The organism is Algoriphagus sediminis, from assembly GCF_030403435.1.
Classification (GTDB): Bacteria; Bacteroidota; Bacteroidia; order Cytophagales; family Cyclobacteriaceae; genus Algoriphagus; species Algoriphagus sediminis.
The window spans coordinates 480,246-504,698 of the sequence record NZ_JAUEPH010000003.1 but is presented as its reverse complement, the minus strand read 5'-3'; the positions used below and the strand labels follow the sequence as shown (position 1 = coordinate 504,698).

The following is a 24,453-nucleotide window of genomic DNA, read 5'->3' as shown; positions in this document are numbered from 1 at the left end:
TGTTTGTTCATTTTTCGGTTGTGCCAAAAAACCTGAAGACGCTATCTTGCTGGCATGACGCTCTCCTTTGATCAGAAATATGCTGCGATTGTCGAGAAGGATGTAACCTTTGATGGTGTATTCTATACCTGCGTAAAAACCACGGGGATATTTTGTAGACCTAGCTGCACAGCAAAAAAACCAAAACCGGAAAACGTTGAGTTTTTCGATGATAGTAAAACGGCGATATTAAAAGGATATCGACCTTGTAAGGTGTGTAACCCTTTGGAAAAAAAGGGTAGCACCCCAAAAGAGATTCAGGACTTAATTCATGAATTGAATACAACTCCTAGCTTAAAACTAAAAGATTTTCATCTCAGGGAAAGAGGGCTTGATCCCGTCCGAATTAGAAGATGGTTCTTGAAAAACCATGGAATGACCTTCCACGCTTATCAAAGAATGAACAAAATTAATACTGCCTTTAAGAAAATTTCAAAGGGGGAAAACGTCACAGATACCGCATTTGATAGTGGTTTTGATTCTTTAAGCGGGTTTTCAGATTCATTCAAAAAGGTATTTGGTTTTTCCCCTTCAAAGAGCAGAAGCTCGAAAGTAATCGATCTGACTCGAATCGAAACTCCACTTGGAACCATGATCGCCTGTGGAGTGGAAGATGGAATTTGCCTTCTGGAATTTTCTGATCGGAAGATGCTCGAAACAGAATTAAAGGATCTAGCCAAGAGATTGAACTCTACCATAGTCCTGGGTGAAAATCCTCATTTCAGCAAGCTTCGAAAACAATTAGACGCATACTTCGAAGGCAAACTTCATGAGTTCTCGATTCCTTTAGTAACTCCAGGAACAGATTTCCAAATTCAGGTTTGGAATGAGCTTAAGAACATAAAATTTGGACAAACCCGATCTTATAAGGCCCAAGCTGTGGCACTAGGAAATGCAGAAGCCGTGAGAGCAGTGGCAAGAGCTAATGGAATGAATCGAATTGCCATTATTATTCCATGTCACAGAGTGGTGGGTTCTGACGGACAGCTTACAGGATACGCAGGTGGACTATGGAGAAAGCAAAGACTCCTGGAGTTGGAATCCGGTCAACTGAGAATTGCATAAAATCCATTTGACTCAAGGCTAGGGTTAATTATATTCAGAAAACTCTAGCACATGAAATCAATCACATCCGGGGTATTTGCCCTTTTTTTAATCTCCATATTTCTCTCTTGCGAAAGCCGAGAAAAGACTGAATTGCTCGAACCCCCAGTAATAGCCCCTTTTGAAGGACTGGACACTCTGGCTACAAATGACTGGTGGAATAGAGGAGAAAGTCCAATTATCAATCTCAAAGTACCAAGAAATGAGGTCATCGCCTTTGGTATTTATACGGTTTCAAATGAAACCTTAAAGCTCTCAGCTCAGCTTTTTCCACTCTACCCTAACGAAAGTCGTGAAGTGCGTTTGGAAATTGAGGAGGAGGGTAACTGGAAAGAAATTCAAACCCAAAAAGTCAATGATTTGGGTTGGTCTGCCTTATTTAGAGTCGAAAACTGGGATACTAAAAATGATATAAGATATCGATTGCTTCATGGTGAGGAAGCATCATTTGAAGGTTTAATACGGAAAGACCCTATTGATAAGGAGCAAATAGTGATCGCGGCTACATCTTGTAATAGCAACAAAGACCGTGGCGATCGTGAAAACTATGTTCGGAACATTAATTACCAGAATCCCGACCTGATGTTTTTTGCTGGAGATCAATCATACGACCATACAGAGCATACAGCAGCTTGGTTGAAGTTTGGAATGCAGTTTCGAGAAACTTTCAGAAATCGACCAGCGGTGACGATTCCTGATGATCATGATATAGGGCAAGGAAATTTGTGGGGAGAAAATGGCAAAAAGGCCCCTATCGTGGATGGTGCTGATGGAGGTTATTTTTATCATCCAGAATATGTCAAGATGGTGGAGCGCGCTCAAACCTCACATCTTCCTGATCCATTCGACCCAACTCCCATCGAACAAGGGATTGGTGTGTATTTTACCAATCTAATTATCGGAGGTGTTGACTTTGCAATCATTGAAGACCGAAAATTCAAATCCGGACCAAGAAATAAAATCCCTCAAGCAGGGCCAAGACCAGATCATATAAATGATCCAAATTACGATCCTGAAACCATAGATTTACCGGGCCTAACTCTCTTAGGAGAGCGTCAGATAAACTTTCTTGATTACTGGGGAAAACAATACATGGATAAAATGAAAGCTGTCCTTTCGCAGACTGGGTTTTGTGGCGGGGCTCATTTGCATGGTAGCCAGGAAAATAGATTACATGCTGATTTAGATTCAAATGGTTGGCCTCAGACAGGCAGAAATAAGGCACTGACAAAAATTAAAGCGGCCAATGCCGTGCATATTGCTGGTGACCAACATTTAGCTACCGTCATACAACATGGAATTGATGAATTCGATGATGGACCATGGGCCTTTGTGGTACCTGCCATTGTGAATAATTACTATAGCAGATGGTGGTGGCCCGAGGATGAAAAACCTGGAAAAAACTCAAATACTTTTCTGCCATGGACGGGCCAATACTTAGATGGGTTTAATAATAAAATTACCATGCACGCCTATGCTAATCCTGATTCTGAATCCAATGGCTCTGGATATGGCCTGATCAGGTTCCATACCGATACAGAAGAAGTGACTTTTGAATGCTGGCCCAGATATACTGATGTTTCGCTGGAAAGTGCCTCCCAATTTAAGGGTTGGCCAAAAACAGTTTCTTTAAAATAAAGTCAACTCACTGACTATTGAAACTCATGAACCAATTCTCTTCAGTCAGGTTACACTCTTTGTATTTCGGTCGTGCTTGACCTCAATATTTTGTAGCTTTGCAGATTATTATTCTCCTTGAAAATGACCCAACTCTCTTCCTCAAAAGAAGAATTTATTGAAATTTTTGGTGCTCGTGAGCACAACCTTAAAAACTTAGATCTTCGAATACCCAGAAATAAACTGGTAGTTATCACAGGTTTAAGTGGTAGTGGAAAGAGCTCTCTGGCTTTTGACACCATTTATGCTGAAGGCCAGAGAAGGTACATGGAGTCCTTTTCTGCGTATGCGAGATCTTTTTTGGGAGGACTGGAAAGACCTGAAGTTGATAAAATAAATGGGCTCTCGCCGGTTATTGCGATTGAGCAAAAAACCACCTCCAGAAACCCAAGGTCCACCGTGGGTACGGTAACTGAAATTTATGATTTTATGCGTTTGCTATTTGCCAGAGCAGGCATAGCCTATTCGTATAAGACGGGTAAAAAAATGATCCGGCAGACTGAGGATCAAATTGTGGAATTACTTTTTTCGAATTTTGCAGGTAAAAAGCTTTACGTTCTCGCTCCTGTGGTAAAAGGAAGAAAAGGCCACTATCGTGAGCTTTTTGAACAGGTAAGAAAAATGGGCTTTTCAAAAATCCGGGTAGATGGTGTGGTCATGGACTTGGTCCCCAAAATGCAGGTGGATCGATACAAAATTCACGATATAGAAATTGTCATTGATCGAATCATCGCAGACGAGGAAGATCGGTTTCGAATCAGCCAGTCTCTTAAATCTGCCCTTCAGCATGGCAAAGGAGTGATGATGATCCGGGATGAAGAGGGAGAGATACATCATTTTTCAAAATACCTCATGGATCCCGAAACTGGGCTATCCTATGACGAACCGGCTCCAAATACATTTTCCTTTAATAGCCCATACGGAGCTTGTCCTAAATGTAACGGCCTGGGCCATATTGATGAGATTCGGAAGGAAAATATCATTCCCGACCCAAAATTGAGTATTACCAGAGGAGGAATCGCACCACTTGGAGAATACCGAGATATTTGGATTTTCAAGAAAATTGATGCCATCCTTAAGCATTATAAATGCTCCATAAGTACACCTATTGAGAAGCTTCCTGAGAAGGTTGTTGATATTTTACTTCACGGTGACAAAGTAGAAGTAGCTGTTGATTCAGTGAAGCACCCAGGTACGAAATGGCACACCACCTTTGAAGGAATCATAAACTTCCTTGAAAAATATCAGGAAGGAAGCTCTGATAAAATTAGAGATTGGGTGCAGGAGTTCACTACCACTCAGGTCTGCCCTGAATGTGACGGCTATAGACTCAAAAAGGAATCCCTTCACATAAAGATTGACGATACTCATATCGGACAATTAGCTCAAATGGATATCAGAAGTTTGGGCGAGTGGTTTGAAAACTTAGAGGATCGATTGGATGATAAACAGAAAATAATCGCGGAAGAGGTTCTTAAAGAAATCAAAAAGAGGATAGGATTCCTGTTAGACATTGGGTTGAATTATTTAACACTTGACCGGCCTTTGCGAACATTATCTGGTGGTGAGGCTCAACGAATCAGGCTGGCTACGCAAATTGGAACCCAGCTGGTTGGGGTTTTGTACATTTTAGATGAACCATCCATTGGACTCCATCAGCGAGACAATGCCAAGCTTATTCAGGCTCTGCAAAGTCTGAGAGATTTAGGAAATTCAGTAATAGTTGTCGAACATGATAAGGACATGATGCTAGCATCAGACTATGTGCTGGATTTGGGGCCTGGGGCAGGACGGCATGGCGGACATGTAGTCGCCGCTGGAAGTCCCAAAGAAATACTAGAGCTAAATGGGGTCACGGCAAATTATCTAAATGGTAGTTTAGGGATGAAAATCCCAGAAAAGAGGCGCAAAGGAAAAGGTAAATCCATCAAACTAAGCGGTGCAGGCGGTAACAATCTGAAGAATGTGAATCTTGAAGTTCCACTTGGGACACTTACCTGCGTCACTGGAGTTTCAGGAAGCGGGAAGAGTACTCTTATTCACGAAACACTTTATCCCATCCTGAACCAGAAATTCTATCGCTCCAAGAAAGATCCCATGCCCTATGAAAAAGTTAGTGGTTTGGAAGCACTGGACAAGGTTATCGAAGTAGATCAATCGCCAATCGGGAGAACGCCTAGGTCCAACCCGGCAACTTACACCGGCGTGTTTTCTGATATAAGGACTCTGTTTACCGAATTGCCTGAGGCAAAAATCCGGGGATATAAGCCCGGTAGGTTTTCCTTTAATGTCAAAGGCGGACGCTGTGAGGATTGCGAAGGGGCAGGAATGAAGCTGATAGAAATGGACTTCCTTCCCGATGTGCACATTCCGTGTGAGACTTGTAAGGGAAAACGCTACAACAGAGAAACGCTTGAGGTTAGATTTAAAGGCAAATCGATTTCTGATGTTTTGGACATGACTGTGGAACAGGCGGTGGAATTTTTTGAGAATCAGCCTAAAATTCTAAGAAAAATCAAAACTCTGAATGATGTGGGTCTGGGTTATATTACCCTTGGACAACATGCAACTACCCTTTCTGGCGGAGAAGCCCAAAGAGTAAAACTAGCTACTGAGCTATCGAAAAAGGACACTGGGAAGACCTTCTATATTCTTGACGAGCCTACTACAGGACTTCATTTTCAGGATATTGAATTGCTCATGTTGGTAGTTAATCGTCTTGTGGATAAAGGAAATACCGTTTTGATTATTGAGCATAATCTGGATATAGTTAAAATGGCAGATTATATCATTGATTTAGGGCTAGAGGGGGGAAATCTGGGAGGAAACATCATCATTCAGGATACACCCGAGAAGGTAGCCAAGCATCCTAAAAGTCATACGGGGAAGTTCCTTAAACTGGAACTCGAGGCTTAGTTTAAAGCTTTTTTCCATTTATCAAATTATCTCTGAGCTAGAGTTAAGGATATTTATCTTTGATTTCGATGAACAGAATCAGGCTATATTGGATCTTACAGATTTTAGGCTGGGGAGCCGTTGGTTTCATCAAAATCTTTTTTGGTACGCTTTCCAGTGGCATCACCTCCGTGGTGGTTTGGGCCTTTATTGTTTTATCGGCTTTTTATCTTATCTCAACCCATTTTTTAAGGTATATCATAAAAACCTACGACTGGTTTAAGCTTCCATTTTCAAAGCTACTAGGACTCACTTTAATATCCATTTTGGGGATGAGCTTTGTGAATTTCGTAGCTCAGATTCTTATTTCTGTTGCATTTAACACTTTAAATCCTGAAGAGGATTTTAGGGTTCTGATTATTTTGGCCTCCCTTTTTGAAAGCTTCCTTTTCTATGCTCTTTGGTGCTTGGTGTATTTCTTATTTCACTTCCTGGACAACTACAACACCTCATTGAAATATGAAGCCAGAATAAATGAAATCCGACTCAACCACCTTAAAAGTCAATTAAACCCACACTTCATTTTCAATGCCCTTAATAGTGTAAGAGCTTTGGTCGATGAAGACCCAGTTAAAGCAAAAACTGCTATAACGCGGATTTCCAATATGCTTAGGTTTTCACTAATGATGGATAAAAACCAGACCATAAGCTTTGAGGAAGAATTAAATACCGTAAAGGATTACCTTTCTTTAGAATCTATCAGGTTTGAAGAGAGGCTAAAAGTAGTGTATGATATCGAAGATGAGGCTTATGATTATAAGGTCCCTCCAATGATGCTACAGACCATTGTTGAGAATGCGATAAAACACGGGATTTCTAATTTCGTCCGTGGGGGGGTGATAGAAATCAAGTGCAAAGAAGGGGTTGGTGAGGAACTTTACATGCAGGTGAAGAACACCGGTGTCCTTGAAAATGAGCCGAACTTACAGGTTAAAGGTGAAAAAGGTCATGGCTTGAGTAATACGGTAGAGCGTTTAAAACTTATTTATGGAGAAAATGCTACCTTTCGTATATTCGACTCTGGGCAAGAACAAGTCATTACAGAAATCAAAATACCCAAACGAATCAAATCATCCCAATCAAATAAATATTCATGAGAGCTATAGTAATAGACGACGAAAGACTGGCAAGAAAAGAGCTTATAACTTTGCTCAAGCAACTGGAAACCGTGGAAATAGTGGGGGAGGCAGTGAATGCCGATGATGCACAGGAGAAAATCAAAGAATTAAAACCTGACGTAATTTTCCTTGACATTCAGATGCCAGAGAAAACTGGATTTGAATTGCTGGAAGAGCTCGATTCTGTTCCTCATGTGATATTTACTACAGCATACGATGAGTATGCATTGAAAGCATTTCAGGTAAATGCATTGGATTATCTTTTAAAGCCCATTGAACCAAAAAGGCTTGAGGAAGCTATTACTAAGCTGAACAAGAAAATAGAGGCTGCTAAAAAAGATGAGGTACAAAAGGATGAGACCCCACAGAAAAAGTTAACTCTCGATGATCAGGTTTTTGTGAAGGATGGTGACCGATGTTGGTTCGTAAAACTCGCAGATGTCCGACTTTTCGAGTCAGACGGAAACTACATCAAAGTTTACTTTGATAATGTAAAACCCATGATTCACAAGTCACTGAACGCCCTTGATGAAAGACTAGACGAGAAATCCTTTTTCCGGGCAAGCCGAAAGCACATAATCAATCTTGGTTGGGTAGAAGGAATTGAGCCTTGGTTTAATGGAGGTTTAGTTGTAACCCTAAAAGGAGGAGACAGAATCGAAGTGAGTCGAAGACAGGCTGCCAGGTTCAAAGAAATGATGAGCCTTTAATTTCGTACGCACAAAAAAGCATTTGGTTTCTGAAAATTATTTCTTTACTTGTAGAAAGAGTCCATCTAGTTGGTGCTATTAATTTAAAGAAACTTCCCAACCACCCGTTTTGATATGAAAGAGGAGCGGATCCTAATCGTCGAGGACGAATTAAGCATTGCTGAAAATATTCAGGAAATCCTTGAACTTCTTGGTTATGTAAACATTGACATAGCAAATTCAGCTAATCAGTGTATCAAAGTCATTAAAAAATATCGTCCTGATTTGATATTTATGGATATCAAACTCAAGGGAGATAAAGATGGAATCGAACTCGGTGAGATCGTAAAGCAAATGGTCGACGCTCCGCTGGTTTATGTAACCTCCTACAGTGATCCTACCATCATAGAAAGAGCAAAGAGGATTAATCCAGCAGGGTTTATAGTTAAGCCCTTCAACACAAATGATATCCACGCGATCGTGGAAATAGTTCTTTATAACAAAAGAACCAAACCGTCTTCTGAATCTGTTAGCACCTCGACCACTTCTGAATCTCCTTATCTGGTAACCGATGCTGTCTTTATCAAAGCTGATAATGCATTTGAAAAAGTCCCGTATGAGGATATTTATTTCGTAGAAGCTAATGGAAATATGGTAAGTATTTTCACCAGGGGAAAAGAATACAGTATTAGAAAGTCCATGAAGGAAATTGAAGAAATTCTTCCTTCACATCTATTTTTGAGAGTGCAAAAATCATATATCGTTAATCTCACCCAGATTGAAAACTTTAACACAAAGGAAATCACCATGAGTCAAGGCTCAGTGGTTCAGGTGGGAAGACAGTATTACAACAGCTTTCTGGCCAAGCTGAATACCATCACAGAAAGCTAAAAAAACAAAAAGGCGGGAAAAATCCCGCCTATTTAGTTATCCAAACAATCAACCAAATTAACCCTTACGAGTTTTCTTAAACGGAGATATCGTCCTCTCCGCTAATTTCTTCAAAGTGCATATATGTAAAGGATTGAACCGGAAGAATCGAAATAGTTGGTTTAGTTTTCTCGATTTTTTCTGTAATCCTCTCAGAATTAATTTCTTGCATTTTTAGATTCGCCTTCCAAACGATAGTCGTTGCCATCATAAGGCCAAGGATACCGCAAATGCTTTTTTGTGTTAACAGTATCGTTTTCATTGTAGTAGTTGGTTTAGTTCCTTTCGGTATTTCTATATATGCCAAAAGAGAGCCTAATTTTATATTTATCTGATTTTCAGTGATTTATTAATTTTTTCGCAAATTTAGCGTACGCTTTCGTACACCTTTAAGTCAGTATTGAACAATTTTTTCAATGGAAAATCTTATTTCCCCGCTGCCTTTATTGTTTAGATGAGGGTTTGGTGAGAATGGTTGCAGAAAGGGCAAAAAAAAGACCGCTCAATTTGAGCGGTCTGGTAATTTCAAAGTTTTCTTAATTATAATAACTCATTAGCCAAATTAGCCAATTCTGACCTCTCGCCTTTCTCCAGTTTAATATGAGCATAAAGCGGATGATCTTTTATCCGATCGATGAGATAGGACATTCCATTACTCTGGCTATCCAAATAAGGGGTATCAATCTGGAACACATCTCCAGTGAACACAATCTTTGTATTTTCTCCAGCTCTGGAAATAATCGTCTTAATTTCATGTGGAGTCAGGTTCTGAGCCTCATCCACGATGAAGAAAATATTCGAAAGAGATCGACCACGAATATATGCCAAAGGCTGAATTACTAGCTTCTCTTGATTCACCAGGTCTGTAATTCTCTGATATTCCTTATCCGTCTCCTTGTATTGATTTTGGATAAATTTCAGGTTATCCCAAAGCGGCTCCATATAGGGATTCAGCTTTGACTTAATGTCTCCGGGTAAGTAACCAATGTCCTTATTGCTCAGTGGAACCACTGGCCTAGCTAGAAATATTTGCTTGTAGCTTCTCCTTTGCTCTAAGGCTCCTGCCAAAGCCAAAAGAGTCTTTCCGGTTCCAGCGACCCCTTGGATCGTGACCAGCTTGATATTCGGGTCCATTACCGCATGAAGCGCAAAGGCCTGCTCCGCGTTCTTAGGCTTGACATTATATGCCAATCGCTTATCTACTCGCTCCAGAACATTTTGGTCAGGGTTGTAATAGGTCAAAACCGAATTCTTATCGCTTTTGAGAATGTAAAAGGCATTCGCCTTCCTTTTTCGAGTCCCTAAGACAAGTTTGGCCTCCACAAAGCCCACATCATAAAGGGTATTGATATGCGTAGGATCAACATTATCCAATTGATATTTACCCGTATTTTCTAATTCGGTGATATTTTTAATCTTACCGGTTTCATAATCCTCGGCCAAAAGATCCAGCGACTTTGCCTTTAGCCTTAGATTGATATCCTTTGACACCAAAATCACCTTACGCTTTTTCTCATTCTCTTTGAGATAAATGGCAGCGTTGAGGATTTTATGGTCGTTTTTCTCCTCACCAAATACCTCATTGGCATTCAGCTTATTCTCCGGATTCATCAGGACTCGGAAATTCCCTTTCGTTTTTCCGTTCAGTGGGGTCCAGTTATGAATCATATGGTCCATCGATAACTTATCCAGAAGACGGATAAATTCCCTGGCCTCAAAATTTTTACTGTCGTTCCCTTTTTTGAACTGATCCAACTCTTCAAGAACGGTGATCGGAATGACCACGTCGTGTTCTGCAAAGTTCATTATGGAATTATGTGCGTATAGGATTACTGAAGTATCCAGCACGAAAATCTTCCGATCTTTATCGGCTTTTGCTCTTGGCATGTGGTGCGGGCTTGAAAATAATATTGAATTAATTTAAAGAATAATATCCTTGAAAAACCAGCTTTCAATGAGAATTTAAGATTAATTATTTGCTAACTTTTCTTAGAACATTGACAATCAAGTGTATAAACAGAATGCGCTTTCTTAAAACCCTGGTTTAATCCAAAAGCGCGGAAATATCTTCCTGGTCAAGACTCTTCATGAAGCTCTCTTCCGAACCGATTAACTCTCCTGCCAGGGCAAGCTTTCGGTCCTGCAAAGCCATAATTTTTTCCTCTACAGTTCCTTTAGTGATGAACTTATAAATAATGACCTTATTCTTTTGCCCAATCCGATGAGCACGGTCTATGGCCTGTGCTTCAACTGCAGGATTCCACCATGGATCAAGCAAGAACACATATTCCGCCTTCGTCAAATTTAGTCCCACACCACCAGCTTTTAATGAAATCAAAAACACCTTTACATCCTCATTCTCCTGAAAATTCTCCACTTGAGCCTGCCGGTCTTTGGTCGCCCCATCCAAATACGAATACGGAACATCCCTGGAATCTAAATACTCCCTAACTATGCTAAGATGTCTTACAAATTGACTAAAGACCAATACCTTATGACCTTCGGAAATGGAGGACTGAAGCATGTAAGTCACATCTTCAAGTTTTCCTGATTCTCCTTCAAAATCATCCTTTACAAGTTTGGGATGGTTCGCAATCTGTCTTAGCTGTGTTAGTCCCCGCAAGAGGGTAAATTTCTGAGAACCACCACCTAATTCCTGAATGTCATTTATGATTTTTTCTCGGTAATAGTTTTTAACCTCCTCATAAACTTCCTCCTGCTCTGATGTCATTCCCGAGTATTTGACATTGGTAATCTTTTCTGGAAGATCAGTAGCCACCTGAGACTTCAGACGTCTTAGAATAAAGGGCTTGATCATAGCCGCAAGACGTTGAGCCTTATCCATATCCTTCTGTTTCTCTATGGCAAATAGGAAATTCTTTTTAAATGTGGCTTGGGAGCCTAAAAGACCCGTATTTACAAAATTCATTTGAGACCAAAGGTCCATGGTCCCATTCTCTACGGGAGTTCCTGTTAGAATTAGTTTATGCTTGCATTTCAGCCTGTTTACCGCAGTGGCGATATTGCTTGAAGGGTTTTTGATAGCTTGTGATTCATCCAGAATCACATAATTGAAATAGAACTGCTCAAGAATATCAACGTCCAACCTCGTAATACCGTAGCTGGTTAAGACCAGGTCGAAATCTCCAAATTGCCATGGATCTTTATTTCTATTGGTTCCTGTATAAACAAGAATTTTCAAACTTGGTGTGAACTTCTTTGCTTCCAGCTGCCAGTTGTAAATCAGGGAAGTGGGCATCACCAAAAGTGAGGTTAAATCTGGATTCTCCTGCTTTTCGTGAGCCAAAAGGGCCAATGTTTGGACGGTCTTTCCAAGACCCATATCATCAGCCAGACAGCCTCCAAATTTATACTCATTCAGAAACCTCAGCCAGTTATACCCTTCCTTTTGATAAGGGCGGAGAACCCCTTCAAAAAGAGGTGAGATTTCATATTGCTCGATTTTCTTGAAATCTTTTAAGCCCTCCAGTTTTCTGCTTAAAGTAAGACTCACTAAATTCCCTTTTTCGAGATCTTCAGCCAGTGCAATATGATGCTTTCTCATCACGAGCGTATTCTCCTGGCCCCGATCTTCCATTAAACTGAAAAGCTCAGAATAATTGACAAACCAGGAAGAAGGTATCACTGCGATTTCACCGTTCGGAAGTTCAAATTCTGTTTTACCAGCTATCATCAGCTTCCTGAGCTTTGCAAAGCTCACCAAATACAAGCCGAATTTTATCTGAGCATTTACATCAAACCAGTCAATGCTTTCATTCACTTCGATAGAAATTTGAGCCTTACCGATGTGATAAGTTCTTCCCGAATTGGAGTCAATTTGAATAATTTTCACTCCCTCTGATTCTAGCAAATCCTCATTTTCGGTGATCCAGTCAAAGGCCTCTGTTTTTGGCATACTCACTCTTCCCCTTCGAATAGGTAATCCCAGGTCATTCAGCAGCTTTCCGAAATAGCGCTCTTTCTGCTCACTTCGGATAACCTTATAAAAAGTATAGTTGTCTCCATCCTGCTCCATCCGAACATTATGAGCACCAGTTTGATCTGCCCTGAATTCATTCTGCCCATAGCGAAACCTCAACTCAAAAGCGATTTGGCTTTGAGGAATTTCACCTTCTCTCTTTTCAAACAAATCCTGGGTTTCGCTACTGGGGAGATCACTGATTCCAACCAGAACCTCAGGACTACTACGCTCCACTATTACCTCAAAACCATGGGCAAACACATCATAATGAGCAAGTAGACTGGTGATGAACTTACTATAATAAGCGGGTTCAAACCTTTTCTCAATCACTACAAACTTCTTCCTTAAAAATGGAATCAGTTTCTTTCCATCCAGGTTTTTATCGAAATGAAAAAGCTGATCCTGCATCAGCAGCCATGCCGGTTCATGGCATAACAACACCCCATTTCGATTATCAATTTCAAGCTTTTCACCGGCATGCCTAAATGTCGGTTTATACTGAGTATGACCATCGTTCTTAAAAAAGTGAAAGTGAATCGTGACAGGCTCAGGATGAACTCTTATTTCTTTATAAATGGGGTTTTTGTCGTTGGCCATCTCGAAGAGCCTCTTTCCTATAAGAAGTGGCAAAATTTTCGAACGCAAAACCTCTAAATCTCTCTCTAGCCTTTCCTGAATGACTTTATCCTCGGTTTTAGGATCATAGATTTTGCGTAAGAAATCCTTGGGACGGATATTCCTTTTTATGTATGGCTTCACGATAACTTCCTGAGCCATTTTATCCATTAGCTTAATTAGCTTATAATCTCTTTCATCCAGACCAGAATCGAACTCGTCTGCATTTTGGAAACTGATATTTTGATTGGCGAGAGAAAGTCTTCCCTGTTCATCAAGCTGTACTGCATAGGACTCAAAAAGTAATCCTAGGTACTCATGACTATAAAGAGAATAAACTATTTGAAAGGGTTGATCTGGGTTTACAATCATTAAGAAATGTGGGCTGGTGGCGATTTTCTTAAGCAAGCAAACTATCCTTGAAGGCAAATTGTGCATTGCGTTGCAAATTGAAAAGTACAAAAAAACCCGATCAAATCAGCTTTGACCGGGCGGAAATATTTAAATCAGCGATTTTGAATTTACTCTTCAGAGATTTTCTGTTCAATTGACTCCTCTTGCTCCAAACTCTCTTCTTCTTTTTTATCAGGGAAAAATCGCTTCTGGAAAATCAATATAATCCCTACAGAAACGAAGATCGAAGCATCAGCAATATTAAAGATTGGCCATAAGGCTGTATAATCCCCACCAACCAATGGGATCCACTCTGGTAAATACCCTTCCCAAATATCGATATAAAACATATCTACCACTTGACCATGGAACCATGGTGTCGGGGCATTGTAAGGAGCATTTTGTAACCAAACACCGTAGAAAATGGAATCCACTAGGTTTCCTATTGCCCCGCCCAAAATCATGGCAATACATAGAATATAAATGGGATGCTGCTTCTGGCTAATGATATAATAGAGATAATACCCGATTCCAAACATGGCCAATAACCTGAATGAAGTCAGAATTAGTTTCCCGTATTCGGTCCCAAGCTCCATCCCAAATGCCATCCCGGGATTGGTGGTGTAATGAAGCTTAAACCAGTCACCAAAAACCTGGATCTGCCCAGGGGTTCCAAAGTCCATCTCAAAATGAACCCACATCTTCACTGCCTGGTCAATTAAAATGACCAAAAGAGTTATCCCAAAATACTTCAGATACTGATTCATCTACCTTGATTTAATCTTTTTTCACTTGAACCAATACATCAAAATCATCCAGATCCAGAGCAGTACCTTCACTTAGCTCTTTACTTCCTGATAAAGAATTTGCCTGAGTTTCAGTCTGGATATAATCTCCAAAATTAAGAATCGCCGCTTCCACAAGTTCCTGATCGGTTTTCACCTCAATTACAATCTTATCCTGAACCTCAAGACCCATTTCTTTACGAAGGTTCTGGATTCGGTTCACCAAATCTCTGGCAATTCCTTCCTGCTTCAATTCATCCGTCAACGTAACATCCAATGCCACAGTTATGCTTTGGTCACTAGCTACGGACCAGCCAGGGATATCCTGTGAGCTTATTAGAACTTCATCAACTGAAATACTTATTTTTTCGCCATCAGCATCCACCTCGATGGATCCATTTCTTTCGATCTCAGCAATCTCCTCCTGACCCCAGGATTTTATGGCAGCTACGACAAACCTCATTTTTGGCCCAAGTTTTTTACCTAAAACGGGGAGATTTGGTTTCACTTCTTTAACTAAAATACCAGATGCATCATCTATATATTCCACCTCCTTGATGTTGACCTCAGACTTGATAAGCTCTTCTACATGCTCAATCTGCTTTCTGGTGGTTTCAGAGAGAATTGGAATTAAAATTCTCTGCAGGGGTTGACGGACCTTCAGCTTTTCCTTTTTTCGAAGAGAATGGACCAAAGAAGATATGGTTTGGGCCAGTCCCATACTCGTTTCTAAATCAGAATTGATCAGAGATTGATCTGCTTCTTTCCAATCAGTCAAATGAACAGACTCCTCTTTTTTATCCAAAGCCTGCGTCAAATTTTGATACAACCAATCGGTATAGAATGGAGCAAAAGAAGACATCAATTGGCTTAAAGTACTCAGACATTCATAAAGCGTCTCATAAGCTGCTTGCTTATCAGCACTCATTTCTCCTCTCCAGAAACGCTTTCTTGCCAATCTCACATACCAGTTCGAAAGCTGATCTACCGTAAAGTTCATGATAGCTCGAGTCGCCTTCGTAGCATCATAATTATCCATAGACTCCTCCACTTCTAAAATCAAAGATTGGAGTTTGGATACAATCCACTGATCGAGTTCTGCTCTTTCACTCACAGGAATCACCTTTCCCTCAGAATACACGAAATGGTCCAGGTTGGCATAGAGCGCAAAGAAATTATACGTGTTTTGAAGAGTGCCAAAGAACCTTCTTTGTACTTCTGCCACTCCGTCCAAGCTAAACTTAAGGTTATCCCAAGGATTGGCATTGCTAAGCATATACCACCTCAAAGCGTCAGGACCATATTCCTTTAAGGTTTTAAATGGATCAATGGCATTCCCCAATCGCTTGGACATCTTATTTCCATTCTGATCCAGAACTAGGCCATTGGCTACTACATTTTTGAAGGCTACGCTATCAAAAAGCATTACTGCAATAGCATGCAGGGTAAAGAACCATCCACGCGTTTGGTCTACACCTTCAGCAATATAGTCGGCGGGATAATTTGCTTTGAAAATATCTTCATTTTCAAAGGGATAATGCCACTGAGCATAAGGCATAGCTCCAGAATCAAACCAAACATCAATTAAGTCTGATTCTCGGTACATTTCTTTTCCATCCGAAGACACCAAAATCACATCATCTACATAGGGTCTATGAAGATCCAGCTCCTTCCCTTCATACGGAGAGGAGGTCATAAATCCAGCGTTGATAGATTTCTGAATTTCAGCTTCCAACTCTGCAATAGAGCCTATGCATTTTTCTTCACTTCCATCCTTGGTTCTCCAGATTGGAAGTGGTGTTCCCCAAAATCTGGATCGGGATAAATTCCAATCCACCAAATTTTCAAGCCAGTTGCCAAAGCGCCCAGTTCCGGTAGCCTCAGGTTTCCAGTTGATCGTTTTATTTAATTCCACCAGGCGATCCTTGTAGGCTGTGGTTTTTATAAACCAGCTTTCCAAGGGGTAGTAAAGCACGGGCTTATCCGTTCTCCAGCAGTGTGGGTAGCTGTGCTCATATTTCTCCACCTTAAAAGCCTTATTCTCATTCTTCAGAATGATAGAAATGATGATATCTGTGTTTTTGTAATCAGCTTGATTCTCATCATCCTCAGTATAATTTTTGACGTAGAAATCGTCTACCCCAAAGGCTTTATGGGCATTGATCCCATGTTCCTGCATTTTAGCAGCGAGATACTCCCCAACAACAGGTAAAAATTTTCCCTGCTTATCCACCACAGGAATGTCGTTTTCTTTCTCATCTTTCACGAAAACTCCGGGAACATTATTCTGCACCAGAGTCCTGAAGTCATCCGCTCCAAATGCTTTGGCCAAATGAACGATTCCTGTACCGTCTTCAGTAGTCACATAATCTCCTGAAATCACCGTAAAGGCCGGATGAGCCAAAGCCAATCCCTCAATTGGAAATAGCTGATCATACTCCCAGCCAAGCATATTCTTACCTTTGAATTCCTCCACGATTTGGTAAGGAATCAGCTTATCTCCAGGCTGGTAATCATCCACCTTTAAGTCTGCAGCTTTCTTATTGAAATAAGCTCCCATTCGAGCTTTAGCTAATATCACAAACTCAGGATCGAAGGTGTAAGGATTATACGTTCTCACCTTTACATAATCCAGTTTCTCACCTATTGCGAGTGCGGAGTTTGAAGGCAAAGTCCAGGGTGTGGTAGTCCAGGCGAGGATGTAGGTGTTTTCTTGATCTTTTAGCTTGAATTGAGCCGTAATCGAAGTGTCCTTTACGTCCTTATAGGTTCCAGGTTGGTTTAGCTCGTGGGAACTTAGACCTGTCCCTGCTGCAGGGGAATAAGGCTGAATCGTGTAGCCTTTGTATAATAAATCCTTTTCATAAAGTCTTTTCAAAAGACTCCAGAGCGTCTCAATATACTTTGAATCAAAGGTGATATATGGATCATCTAGATCCACCCAGTAACCGATCTTCTCTGTCAAATCATCCCATTCATCCTTGAATCGCATGACCGTTTCCTTGCAGCGTTTGTTGTATTCCTCAACGGAGATCTTCTTCCCGATATCTTCTTTGGTGATGCCCAGTTCCTTCTCTACTTGAAGTTCCACAGGAAGCCCGTGCGTATCCCAACCTCCTTTTCTCTTTACCTGAAATCCTTTCAAAGTCTTATATCGACAGAAAATATCCTTAAGGGTCCGGGCCATCACATGGTGGATTCCTGGCGTTCCATTTGCCGAAGGCGGTCCCTCAAAAAACGTAAAGGTCTCAGCTCCTTCCCTGTTTGTGATGGATTTTTCGAAAATCTCATTTTCCTTCCAGTAGCTCAGGATACTTTCCCCGATCTCAGGGTAGTTGACTTGCTTATATTCTTGATACTTTTTCACGATTCCTTTCCTGGATTCATTAGGTATTTTTCTATGGGCGTGACCCCGGCTTATGGCCGTGGTCGGGCTATCCGCTATATCTTCTGACTGCGTCAGAAGGATGCCGCTTCTATCCCTCACGCGAGAGAAGGATTTATCCCTCTCAAAAGCAGGCACAAAGATAGAAGAAATGGGCTTTTGAGGGAAAGAATTATCAAATAGCTGAAAGAAGAATAATTACAAGCCCACTTTTTTGGAAAAAAGCTCTTTTTCAAAATCAGGAAGAGTCGACTCTTGACTCCTGATTTTATTTGGACCGTAGAATCTTCACCACCTTATTATACACGATCTCGTGGATATTCCAGGCATAGCCTCCATTGGTGTTCACAAACTGCACCACTACTGCATCAATGTCCGGATGGTATTTGGCAATACTCTGATAACCAGGAAGTAACCCTGTATGCTCAAACACATACACAGAAGAGTAAATTTCCTGTTCCTTTTCGGTCAGCAATGTCCCATCATTTAAGGCTCGAAGGAAAATAGCGACTTCTTCAGCTGTGGATATCATGGATCCACCAGGGTGGATAAAATCATTCCCTTTAATGTCCAAAGGATATCCAATAAAATACCCACTCATCAATTTGTCCTGATCTACTTCCGAGAGTAAACTATAGGTTCGCTTCAAACCCAGAGGCTCCAAAATCTCTGTTCCGATATAATCATGATGAGAAAAGCCCAAGGTTTTGTCCAAAATTTCACCGATCAGCAAATAATTTGTGTTGGAATAGGCATATTTCTCGTTGGGTAGAAAGTCCGCAGGCAAATCATAGATCAATTCCAAGGCTTGAATATTTCGGGTAAAGGGGGTATCCCAAGGATAATCGGGATGGTCCGAATAGTTTGGAATCCCCGATCGATGCTGTATCAAAAGGCGAAGAGTAATTTGATCAGAATTTTCGATGTGTCGGGCGATTTCAGGGAGCAATTCCTCCAAAGTATCATCCAAGGAAAGATTTCCACTTGCTACGATTTTACTGGCTGCAGCAGCGATATAAAGCTTACTGATACTGGCGATCTTGAAAAGTGAATTCGGATCGGCAGGGATTTTTTTGTCTCGATCCTTCCAGCCTGCCCAATAGAATTGGGGTTCTTTTCCGCCCTGATCGACATATACGATGATCCCATCAAGCTTATAATTCATGGCCATATCTACCTGCTCCTGAATGGTATCAGGTGTCGGTGCCAGCCATGCCCGCAGGATCAACCATGGGACGAAATAAATGGTACAAATAATAGAAGCCACTATGAAAAGAATACGGAAGAATGATTTAAAACTCATGTTTTCATTAATTAGCATTGCTTACAAGGCATTATTCATTCAAACCTGATCCGTCAAGAAAGCGGGGCTTCGGGGAGCAGATTTAGTTTTGAATTCTGCGGAAAGTCCAAACGGCGGTCTGAGGATAGGTATTCTACGAATTAGGAATTCGAAAATGACAAAACAGAACAGTCCTGTAAAAACAATAATGGCGAGAAACTTTAGCAAAACCGGCCAATTCAAAGGTAAAATAACCCAAGCAGCTGCATGCAAAGCTATCATATGGAGAATATAAACCGGGTAGGCCGCTTGGCTCAAATAGCTCAAAGCAAAACTCGGTTTATTTAAATATCGATAACCAAAACCGAAAATAGCCAAGATCCAGGTAACTGACTCCATAGCCATCAAATAGCCTGGTGCCACCAAGTCAAAGGCAAACCATCGCGTCAAGTACATTCCTACAGCGATCCCAAGGTAAACCCATCTCCATTTCAAGGCCGTCTTCCAAAAGGTATCTCCCGAATAGACAAGCAGAAAGCCACAGAAGAAAGCCAAAATCCCTATAAAGAATCCATGCCAAGTCAAGGCATACATTTCAAAGACCTGGGGCTTAACCAAGATTACTTCCAAGACGAAAAGCAAAGAAAGAGAAAGTGGTCCGAGAGGATTACTCATCCAGACTGCTAGCTTCTTCTTAAAAGCTCCATTTTCTGATTTTTTCAGATAAAAGAAGATCGGAGCTAAAATCAACACGTAAGCGAAGATGTTACCCAGAAACCACAAATGAGCAGGGTGAGCAGAATAGCCGAGCGGCAACTTGTAATAAGCTTGGAAAATCAGGAAATGAATGGGTACGATGGCTATTATTCCAAAAAGGAAGGGAAGCAAGATTCTCCTGCTCCGTTCTAAGATGAGTTCCTTCCAATTTCGTTTGCGGATGGCAAAATAAACACCCATTCCTGATACGAAGAACAGAAAAGGAATTCGCCAAACATTCAATAGAGTCATAGGCTTCCACAGCTCTTCCATAAGCTCCTCGCTTTTTATAAAACCGAGAAACATCGCCCAAGGCTGAAATACAATCGCAATATGATAGATCAGCAGTAGGGCGATCGCAATCACCCTAAGCCAATCAATGTCGAATCTTCTTTGAGTTGTCATGATTTCAGGAGTCTAAAGTCTCAGATTACTGAAGCATCATCGCGATGACCGGACGAGTCTTTTCCAGTTGCTCCATGTCTAGTTCAAATCCAAGAGGACCAAGCTGCTGCTTCATCAATTCGTAGATTGGCTTCACTTCCGCAAAGGACCCAGTGACGGTCTCACGTGGGGTAAATCCAAAATTGTTTTTCAGCGATTTATCTGCTTCGGCATTTAACAGGATTTCCACGATTTCTACGCGGCCAAAGAAGGCTGCGGCATGGAGTGGCGTTGTTCCATCATTATTAGCGATGGTCAAGTCTGCTCCAGCATCTATTAGTTCCCTGGCGATTTCCTGCTTATCAAAGGTGATGGCTGTAATCAAAGGAGTTGATCCGCTGAAAGGTTCCTTGACATTAATATCCGAACCTGCGGCAATATGCTTCTTGACCACCTGCAGATTATTATTCATAATCGCTGTATGAATATCGACTTTAGGAGCCTCTATTTGCTGGTCTTGACTGGTCTTTTCCTGTGCTGTACCACATCCTGGCAAAAAAACCATAGCTAATAAAAGGCTAGCAATGATTCTGAACGAGTTGTTTTTTAAGGTTTTCATAATACTGATTTTTTTGGTGAATACTTTTTCATTTTCGTTTGATACAAAGTTGGGGTAAGCCTGTAGGGTATATGTAAAAGGCAGGGTGCTAAAAACATAAAGTATCACACAGAGGTAAAAATTATGACGCAAGGCTATAAACTATGACGCAAAACCAATTGAATGGCAGGAGAATCTTTGGAAAAAGTCAAGGTGTCTTTGAGTAAATTTCTCTACCTTGAAAATCGACTTTTAGCATGGTGGAAGATCAAAAACATAGGAGCGACTTCCTCTCTCAGGCCACAGCCATAGTGGTAGAGAGAGCTTCCGATGAGCAGTTTGGAGTATCTGAACTAGCAGAGGCGATGAACATGAGTCGATCCAATTTGCTCCGAAAAGTTCAAGCCGCTACGAACCTTTCCGCAAGTGTTTTTATTCGTCAGATTCGATTGGAAATCGCCATGGATTTGCTCAAAGAAGGAAACATGACCGTTTCTGAAGTTTCGTATCAGGTGGGTTTCGGTAGCGCTTCTTATTTTATCAAGTGTTTTCGCGAACAGTATGGTTTTCCTCCTGGAGAAGTTGGAAAACAGGAGCTAGTCCTTTCTAAAACGAATGAAAATCAACCCAAAAAGGGAATCAATAGAAGGCCCTCGAAATATTGGTCTCTCGGCGTGTTGATTATCATTCTGATTGGAGTGGCCGGCTATTTCCTTTGGTCAGATTCAAGCCAGCCAGTTTTGGAAGAGGAGAAATCGATCGCAGTCCTACCTTTCAAAAATGAAAGTGCCGATTCTAGCAACCTCTACTTTGTCAATGGCCTGATGGAGTCTACGCTTAACAATCTTCAGAAAATCAAAAACCTAAGGGTAATCAGCCGTTCTTCGGTAGAAAAATATCGAAATACAGACAAAAGTATTTTGGAAATGGCTGAAGAACTGGGCGTGAACTATTTCGTCTCAGGTAGTGGACAAAAAATCGGCGAACAGGTCCTTCTAAATATTCAACTCATAGAAGCCAATGATCAGGAACAAATCTGGGCGGGTCAATACAATAGGGAATTAGCTGATATTTTCGCTATTCAGAATGAAATCGCAACCCAAATCGCTGATGCGATTAAGGTGATCATCACCCCGGTTGAACTCCAACAAATCGAAAAGCGGCCCACTGAAAACTTACTTGCTTACGATTATTACCTGCAGGCCCTGGACCCCTATCACACCAGAACCGATGCGGGACTTCAAAAAGGTATTTTACTTTTTGAGAAAGCAATTGAGCAAGACCCGGAGTTTTCTCTGGCTTACGCGCATGTGGCGATATCCTATTATTTATTAGAGATGTTTCGCTCGGAAAAGCAGTTTACTGAGAAAATCAATTCATATGCCGACAAGGCTCTTTTATTAGATTCTAAATCAGCTGAAAGCCTAACAGCCAAAGCCTTTTATTACATCCAAAGCAAGGAGTTTTCACTAGCTCGGCCCTATTTGGAAAAAGCCCTGGAATACAATCCTAATTCAGCATTAGCCATACAAATGCTGGCAGATTTTTATTTCAGGATGGTACCAAACACTGAAAAATACCTCGAATATGCCCTGAAAGGCACACAGTTACAGGTGACAAATGGTGACTCAACCTCTCAAAGCTACAGTTACCTTCAGCTCTCCAACGCCCTAATTAGCGCAGGATTTGTTGATGAGGCGTTGGAATATATAGATCGGTCTTTAGCCTTTGATCCTGCTAATTACTATGCCCCACACTTGAGGGCATTTATACTTTTTGCAAAGGATGGAAATATCGAAAGAACCAAGCAGCTTCTCATTAGTGAGTGGGAAAAAAATCAGGCCAGGCTGGATATTTTACAGGACATTGGGAAGCTTTACTATGTGGAAGAGCAATACGACAGTGCTTTTTTCTATTATCAAAAATTTGTGAAAGCCCGCAAGGAAAGCGGACAGTCAATCTACCCAATGGAGGATGGTAAGATCGCCATTGTGTATGAAAAAATGGGAATGGAAGAGGAAGCTAAACTTCTGTTTCAGCAGTTTTCTGATTATGTAGAGGCTGACCAATCAATGTACCGTAATATCAATTTGGCAATGATAAATGTCTATAAGGGTAACAATGACTTGGCCATCAAACAAATTGAGGCCTTTGCCGAAGAAGATAACTACCAGTTTTGGTTTTTACTCTTGGAGGACGAGCCTGTTTTTAATCCATTAAAAAGCAGTCCTGAATATCAAAGGGCAATGACTAAAATTAAAGACAACTTTTGGGAAAGGCATGAGCAAATCAAAAGAACCCTTGAAAAGTCAGAATTGATTTAAGTAAGATTTTAAAAGAAAAATCATCATCTTCTTGTACCGTAATGGTCTCATAGAAACTATTAAAAATTGCTCATTACACAATTTTCAAACTACCTGAAACCTTACTTTTTATTTCAAAATGGATAATCCAACCTTGCTAATTCACAACCGGGTCTTAGAAATACTGCCTTAAATTTGTCCAGAAAATCATTTCCATGAATCCGATCAACCAACCCATAACTCTCCCTTGTCGAGCTATCCTTAAGAACAGACTGGTTAAAGCTGCCATGACAGAAAGGATGAGTAATTCCAGCTATGAGCCAACAGAAGCACATCAAAATCTCTATAAGATTTGGGCAGAGACCGGGGCAGGTCTGTTGATTACAGGAAATGTGATGATTGATAAGAACCACATGGAATCTGCTGGAAATATCTTCATGGGGGATGAAAAAATGATTCCAAAACTGAAAGACTGGAGCGATTCTTCGAAAGGCCCAGGAAATCATATTTGGACTCAGATTTCTCATTCGGGAAGACAAACCAATCGATTTGTCAATCCAAGACCCAAAGCGCCCTCAGCTATCCAATTGAAAAAGCTTTGGCTATTTGGCAAACCACAACCAATGACTGAATCAGATATCCAAGAAGTGATTCAAGGCTTTGCCAAAGCTGCCAAAATATCACAGGAAAGTGGATTTACAGGAATCCAAATCCATGCAGCCCACGGGTATCTTCTCAGTCAATTTCTATCCCCCAAGACCAATCACCGAACTGATAAATGGGGAGGGAGTTTGGAAAATAGAAGCAGACTCCTTTTGGAAATTATTCGGGTCTGCAGAAAAACAGTTGGAAATGAATTTCCCATTTCGGTAAAGATTAATTCCTCTGATTTTCAGCGCGGAGGATTTACCGAGGAAGATTCGCTGATTGTAGTAAAAAAACTAGAGGAGGAGGGAATAGATCTTCTTGAAATTTCCGGAGGAACCTATGAAAAAGCAGCTTTCTTCATGGGGAATGACAAGAAAAAGGAAAGTACGATCAAGCGGGAGGCTTATTTCCTGGACTTTGCCAAAAAAGTACGAGAAGTATGCGACGTGCCACTGATGATCACCGGAGGCTTCAGATCTTTTAATTTTTGTAATGATGTGCTGGGAGAGGGTGATTGTGATCTAATCGGAATGGGTCGGCCTTTTATAGGAAACTATAATATCATGGGGGACTTCCTCCATGGGAAGATTCCTTATCTGGAAAACCCTCCGATAAGGACGGGATTTAGTGCTTTTGAGGATGCGGCAGAAGGTGGATACTACGCTCGACAGTTAATCAATATTGCCGAAGGAAGAGGCCTAAAACCGAATCTGAATCCCATGGCATCATCCATGTTTATTGTGAAACATGAGTTTAAAAAAGCAAGGCAAAAAAGTAGGAAAGCGAAGTAAACACTTCACTTTCTCTGAA

16 protein-coding genes are annotated in these 24,453 nt (G+C 41.0%); 8 read left to right on the top strand and 8 right to left on the bottom strand.

Going from position 1 to position 24,453, the window contains the following annotated elements:
- Window positions 1-54: 54 nt before the first annotated feature.
- The 6 genes from QVH07_RS08550 to QVH07_RS08525 all read left to right on the top strand — a co-directional run bounded on the left by QVH07_RS08550 (window position 55) and on the right by QVH07_RS08525 (window position 8,473).
- Entirely contained in the window at window positions 55-1,104 is a 1,050-nt protein-coding gene (locus tag QVH07_RS08550; protein ID WP_289999746.1) for a bifunctional transcriptional activator/DNA repair enzyme AdaA, read from the top strand.
- A gap of 51 nt (window positions 1,105-1,155) precedes the next feature.
- A complete protein-coding gene (locus QVH07_RS08545) occupies window positions 1,156-2,781 on the top strand; it encodes a metallophosphoesterase family protein (RefSeq protein WP_289999745.1) in 1,626 nt (541 codons plus the stop codon).
- A 123-nt stretch (window positions 2,782-2,904) separates the two neighbouring features.
- Window positions 2,905-5,736 carry an excinuclease ABC subunit UvrA gene (gene uvrA, locus QVH07_RS08540; protein WP_289999744.1) on the top strand — a complete coding sequence of 944 codons (2,832 nt, stop codon included), beginning with the start codon at window positions 2,905-2,907 and terminating at the stop codon, window positions 5,734-5,736.
- A 68-nt stretch (window positions 5,737-5,804) separates the two neighbouring features.
- On the top strand, window positions 5,805-6,872 hold the full coding sequence (locus tag QVH07_RS08535; RefSeq protein ID WP_289999743.1) for a sensor histidine kinase: 1,068 nt from the start codon (window positions 5,805-5,807) through the stop codon (window positions 6,870-6,872).
- Entirely contained in the window at window positions 6,869-7,603 is a 735-nt protein-coding gene (locus tag QVH07_RS08530; protein ID WP_289999742.1) for a LytR/AlgR family response regulator transcription factor, read from the top strand. Before QVH07_RS08535 ends, QVH07_RS08530 begins: the two co-directional genes overlap by 4 nt.
- Window positions 7,604-7,717: 114 nt before the next feature.
- Complete coding sequence (locus QVH07_RS08525) at window positions 7,718-8,473, top strand: LytR/AlgR family response regulator transcription factor (RefSeq protein ID WP_289999741.1); 756 nt, start codon at window positions 7,718-7,720, stop codon at window positions 8,471-8,473.
- 76 nt (window positions 8,474-8,549) lie between these two features.
- Here the strand turns inward: QVH07_RS08525 and QVH07_RS08520 are convergent, their stop codons facing one another.
- From QVH07_RS08520 to QVH07_RS08485, 8 genes are all read right to left on the bottom strand, one after another.
- Window positions 8,550-8,774, bottom strand: a complete 225-nt coding sequence (locus tag QVH07_RS08520) for a hypothetical protein (RefSeq protein ID WP_289999740.1) — start codon at window positions 8,772-8,774, stop codon at window positions 8,550-8,552.
- A 278-nt stretch (window positions 8,775-9,052) separates the two neighbouring features.
- On the bottom strand, window positions 9,053-10,399 hold the full coding sequence (locus tag QVH07_RS08515; protein WP_289999739.1) for a PhoH family protein: 1,347 nt from the start codon (window positions 10,397-10,399) through the stop codon (window positions 9,053-9,055).
- Window positions 10,400-10,556: 157 nt separating this feature from the next.
- Window positions 10,557-13,481: a DEAD/DEAH box helicase gene (locus tag QVH07_RS08510; protein ID WP_289999904.1), complete on the bottom strand. Its 2,925-nt coding sequence runs from the start codon at window positions 13,479-13,481 to the stop codon at window positions 10,557-10,559.
- A 149-nt stretch (window positions 13,482-13,630) separates the two neighbouring features.
- Window positions 13,631-14,269, bottom strand: a complete 639-nt coding sequence (locus QVH07_RS08505; protein ID WP_289999738.1) for a lipoprotein signal peptidase — start codon at window positions 14,267-14,269, stop codon at window positions 13,631-13,633.
- A 10-nt stretch (window positions 14,270-14,279) separates the two neighbouring features.
- Entirely contained in the window at window positions 14,280-17,654 is a 3,375-nt protein-coding gene (gene ileS, locus QVH07_RS08500; protein WP_289999903.1) for an isoleucine--tRNA ligase, read from the bottom strand.
- Window positions 17,655-17,940: 286 nt separating this feature from the next.
- Window positions 17,941-18,975 carry a serine hydrolase domain-containing protein gene (locus QVH07_RS08495; RefSeq protein ID WP_289999737.1) on the bottom strand — a complete coding sequence of 345 codons (1,035 nt, stop codon included), beginning with the start codon at window positions 18,973-18,975 and terminating at the stop codon, window positions 17,941-17,943.
- 39 nt (window positions 18,976-19,014) lie between these two features.
- On the bottom strand, window positions 19,015-20,115 hold the full coding sequence (locus QVH07_RS08490) for an acyltransferase family protein (protein ID WP_289999736.1): 1,101 nt from the start codon (window positions 20,113-20,115) through the stop codon (window positions 19,015-19,017).
- A gap of 25 nt (window positions 20,116-20,140) precedes the next feature.
- Window positions 20,141-20,713, bottom strand: coding sequence for an ankyrin repeat domain-containing protein (locus QVH07_RS08485; protein WP_289999735.1), 573 nt, complete (start codon window positions 20,711-20,713; stop codon window positions 20,141-20,143).
- Between the two features lie 236 nt (window positions 20,714-20,949).
- Between QVH07_RS08485 and QVH07_RS08480 the strand changes: the two genes are divergently transcribed.
- Complete coding sequence (locus QVH07_RS08480; protein ID WP_289999734.1) at window positions 20,950-23,016, top strand: helix-turn-helix domain-containing protein; 2,067 nt, start codon at window positions 20,950-20,952, stop codon at window positions 23,014-23,016.
- A gap of 194 nt (window positions 23,017-23,210) precedes the next feature.
- On the top strand, window positions 23,211-24,434 hold the full coding sequence (locus tag QVH07_RS08475) for an NADH:flavin oxidoreductase/NADH oxidase family protein (protein ID WP_289999733.1): 1,224 nt from the start codon (window positions 23,211-23,213) through the stop codon (window positions 24,432-24,434).
- Window positions 24,435-24,453: the final 19 nt, after the last annotated feature.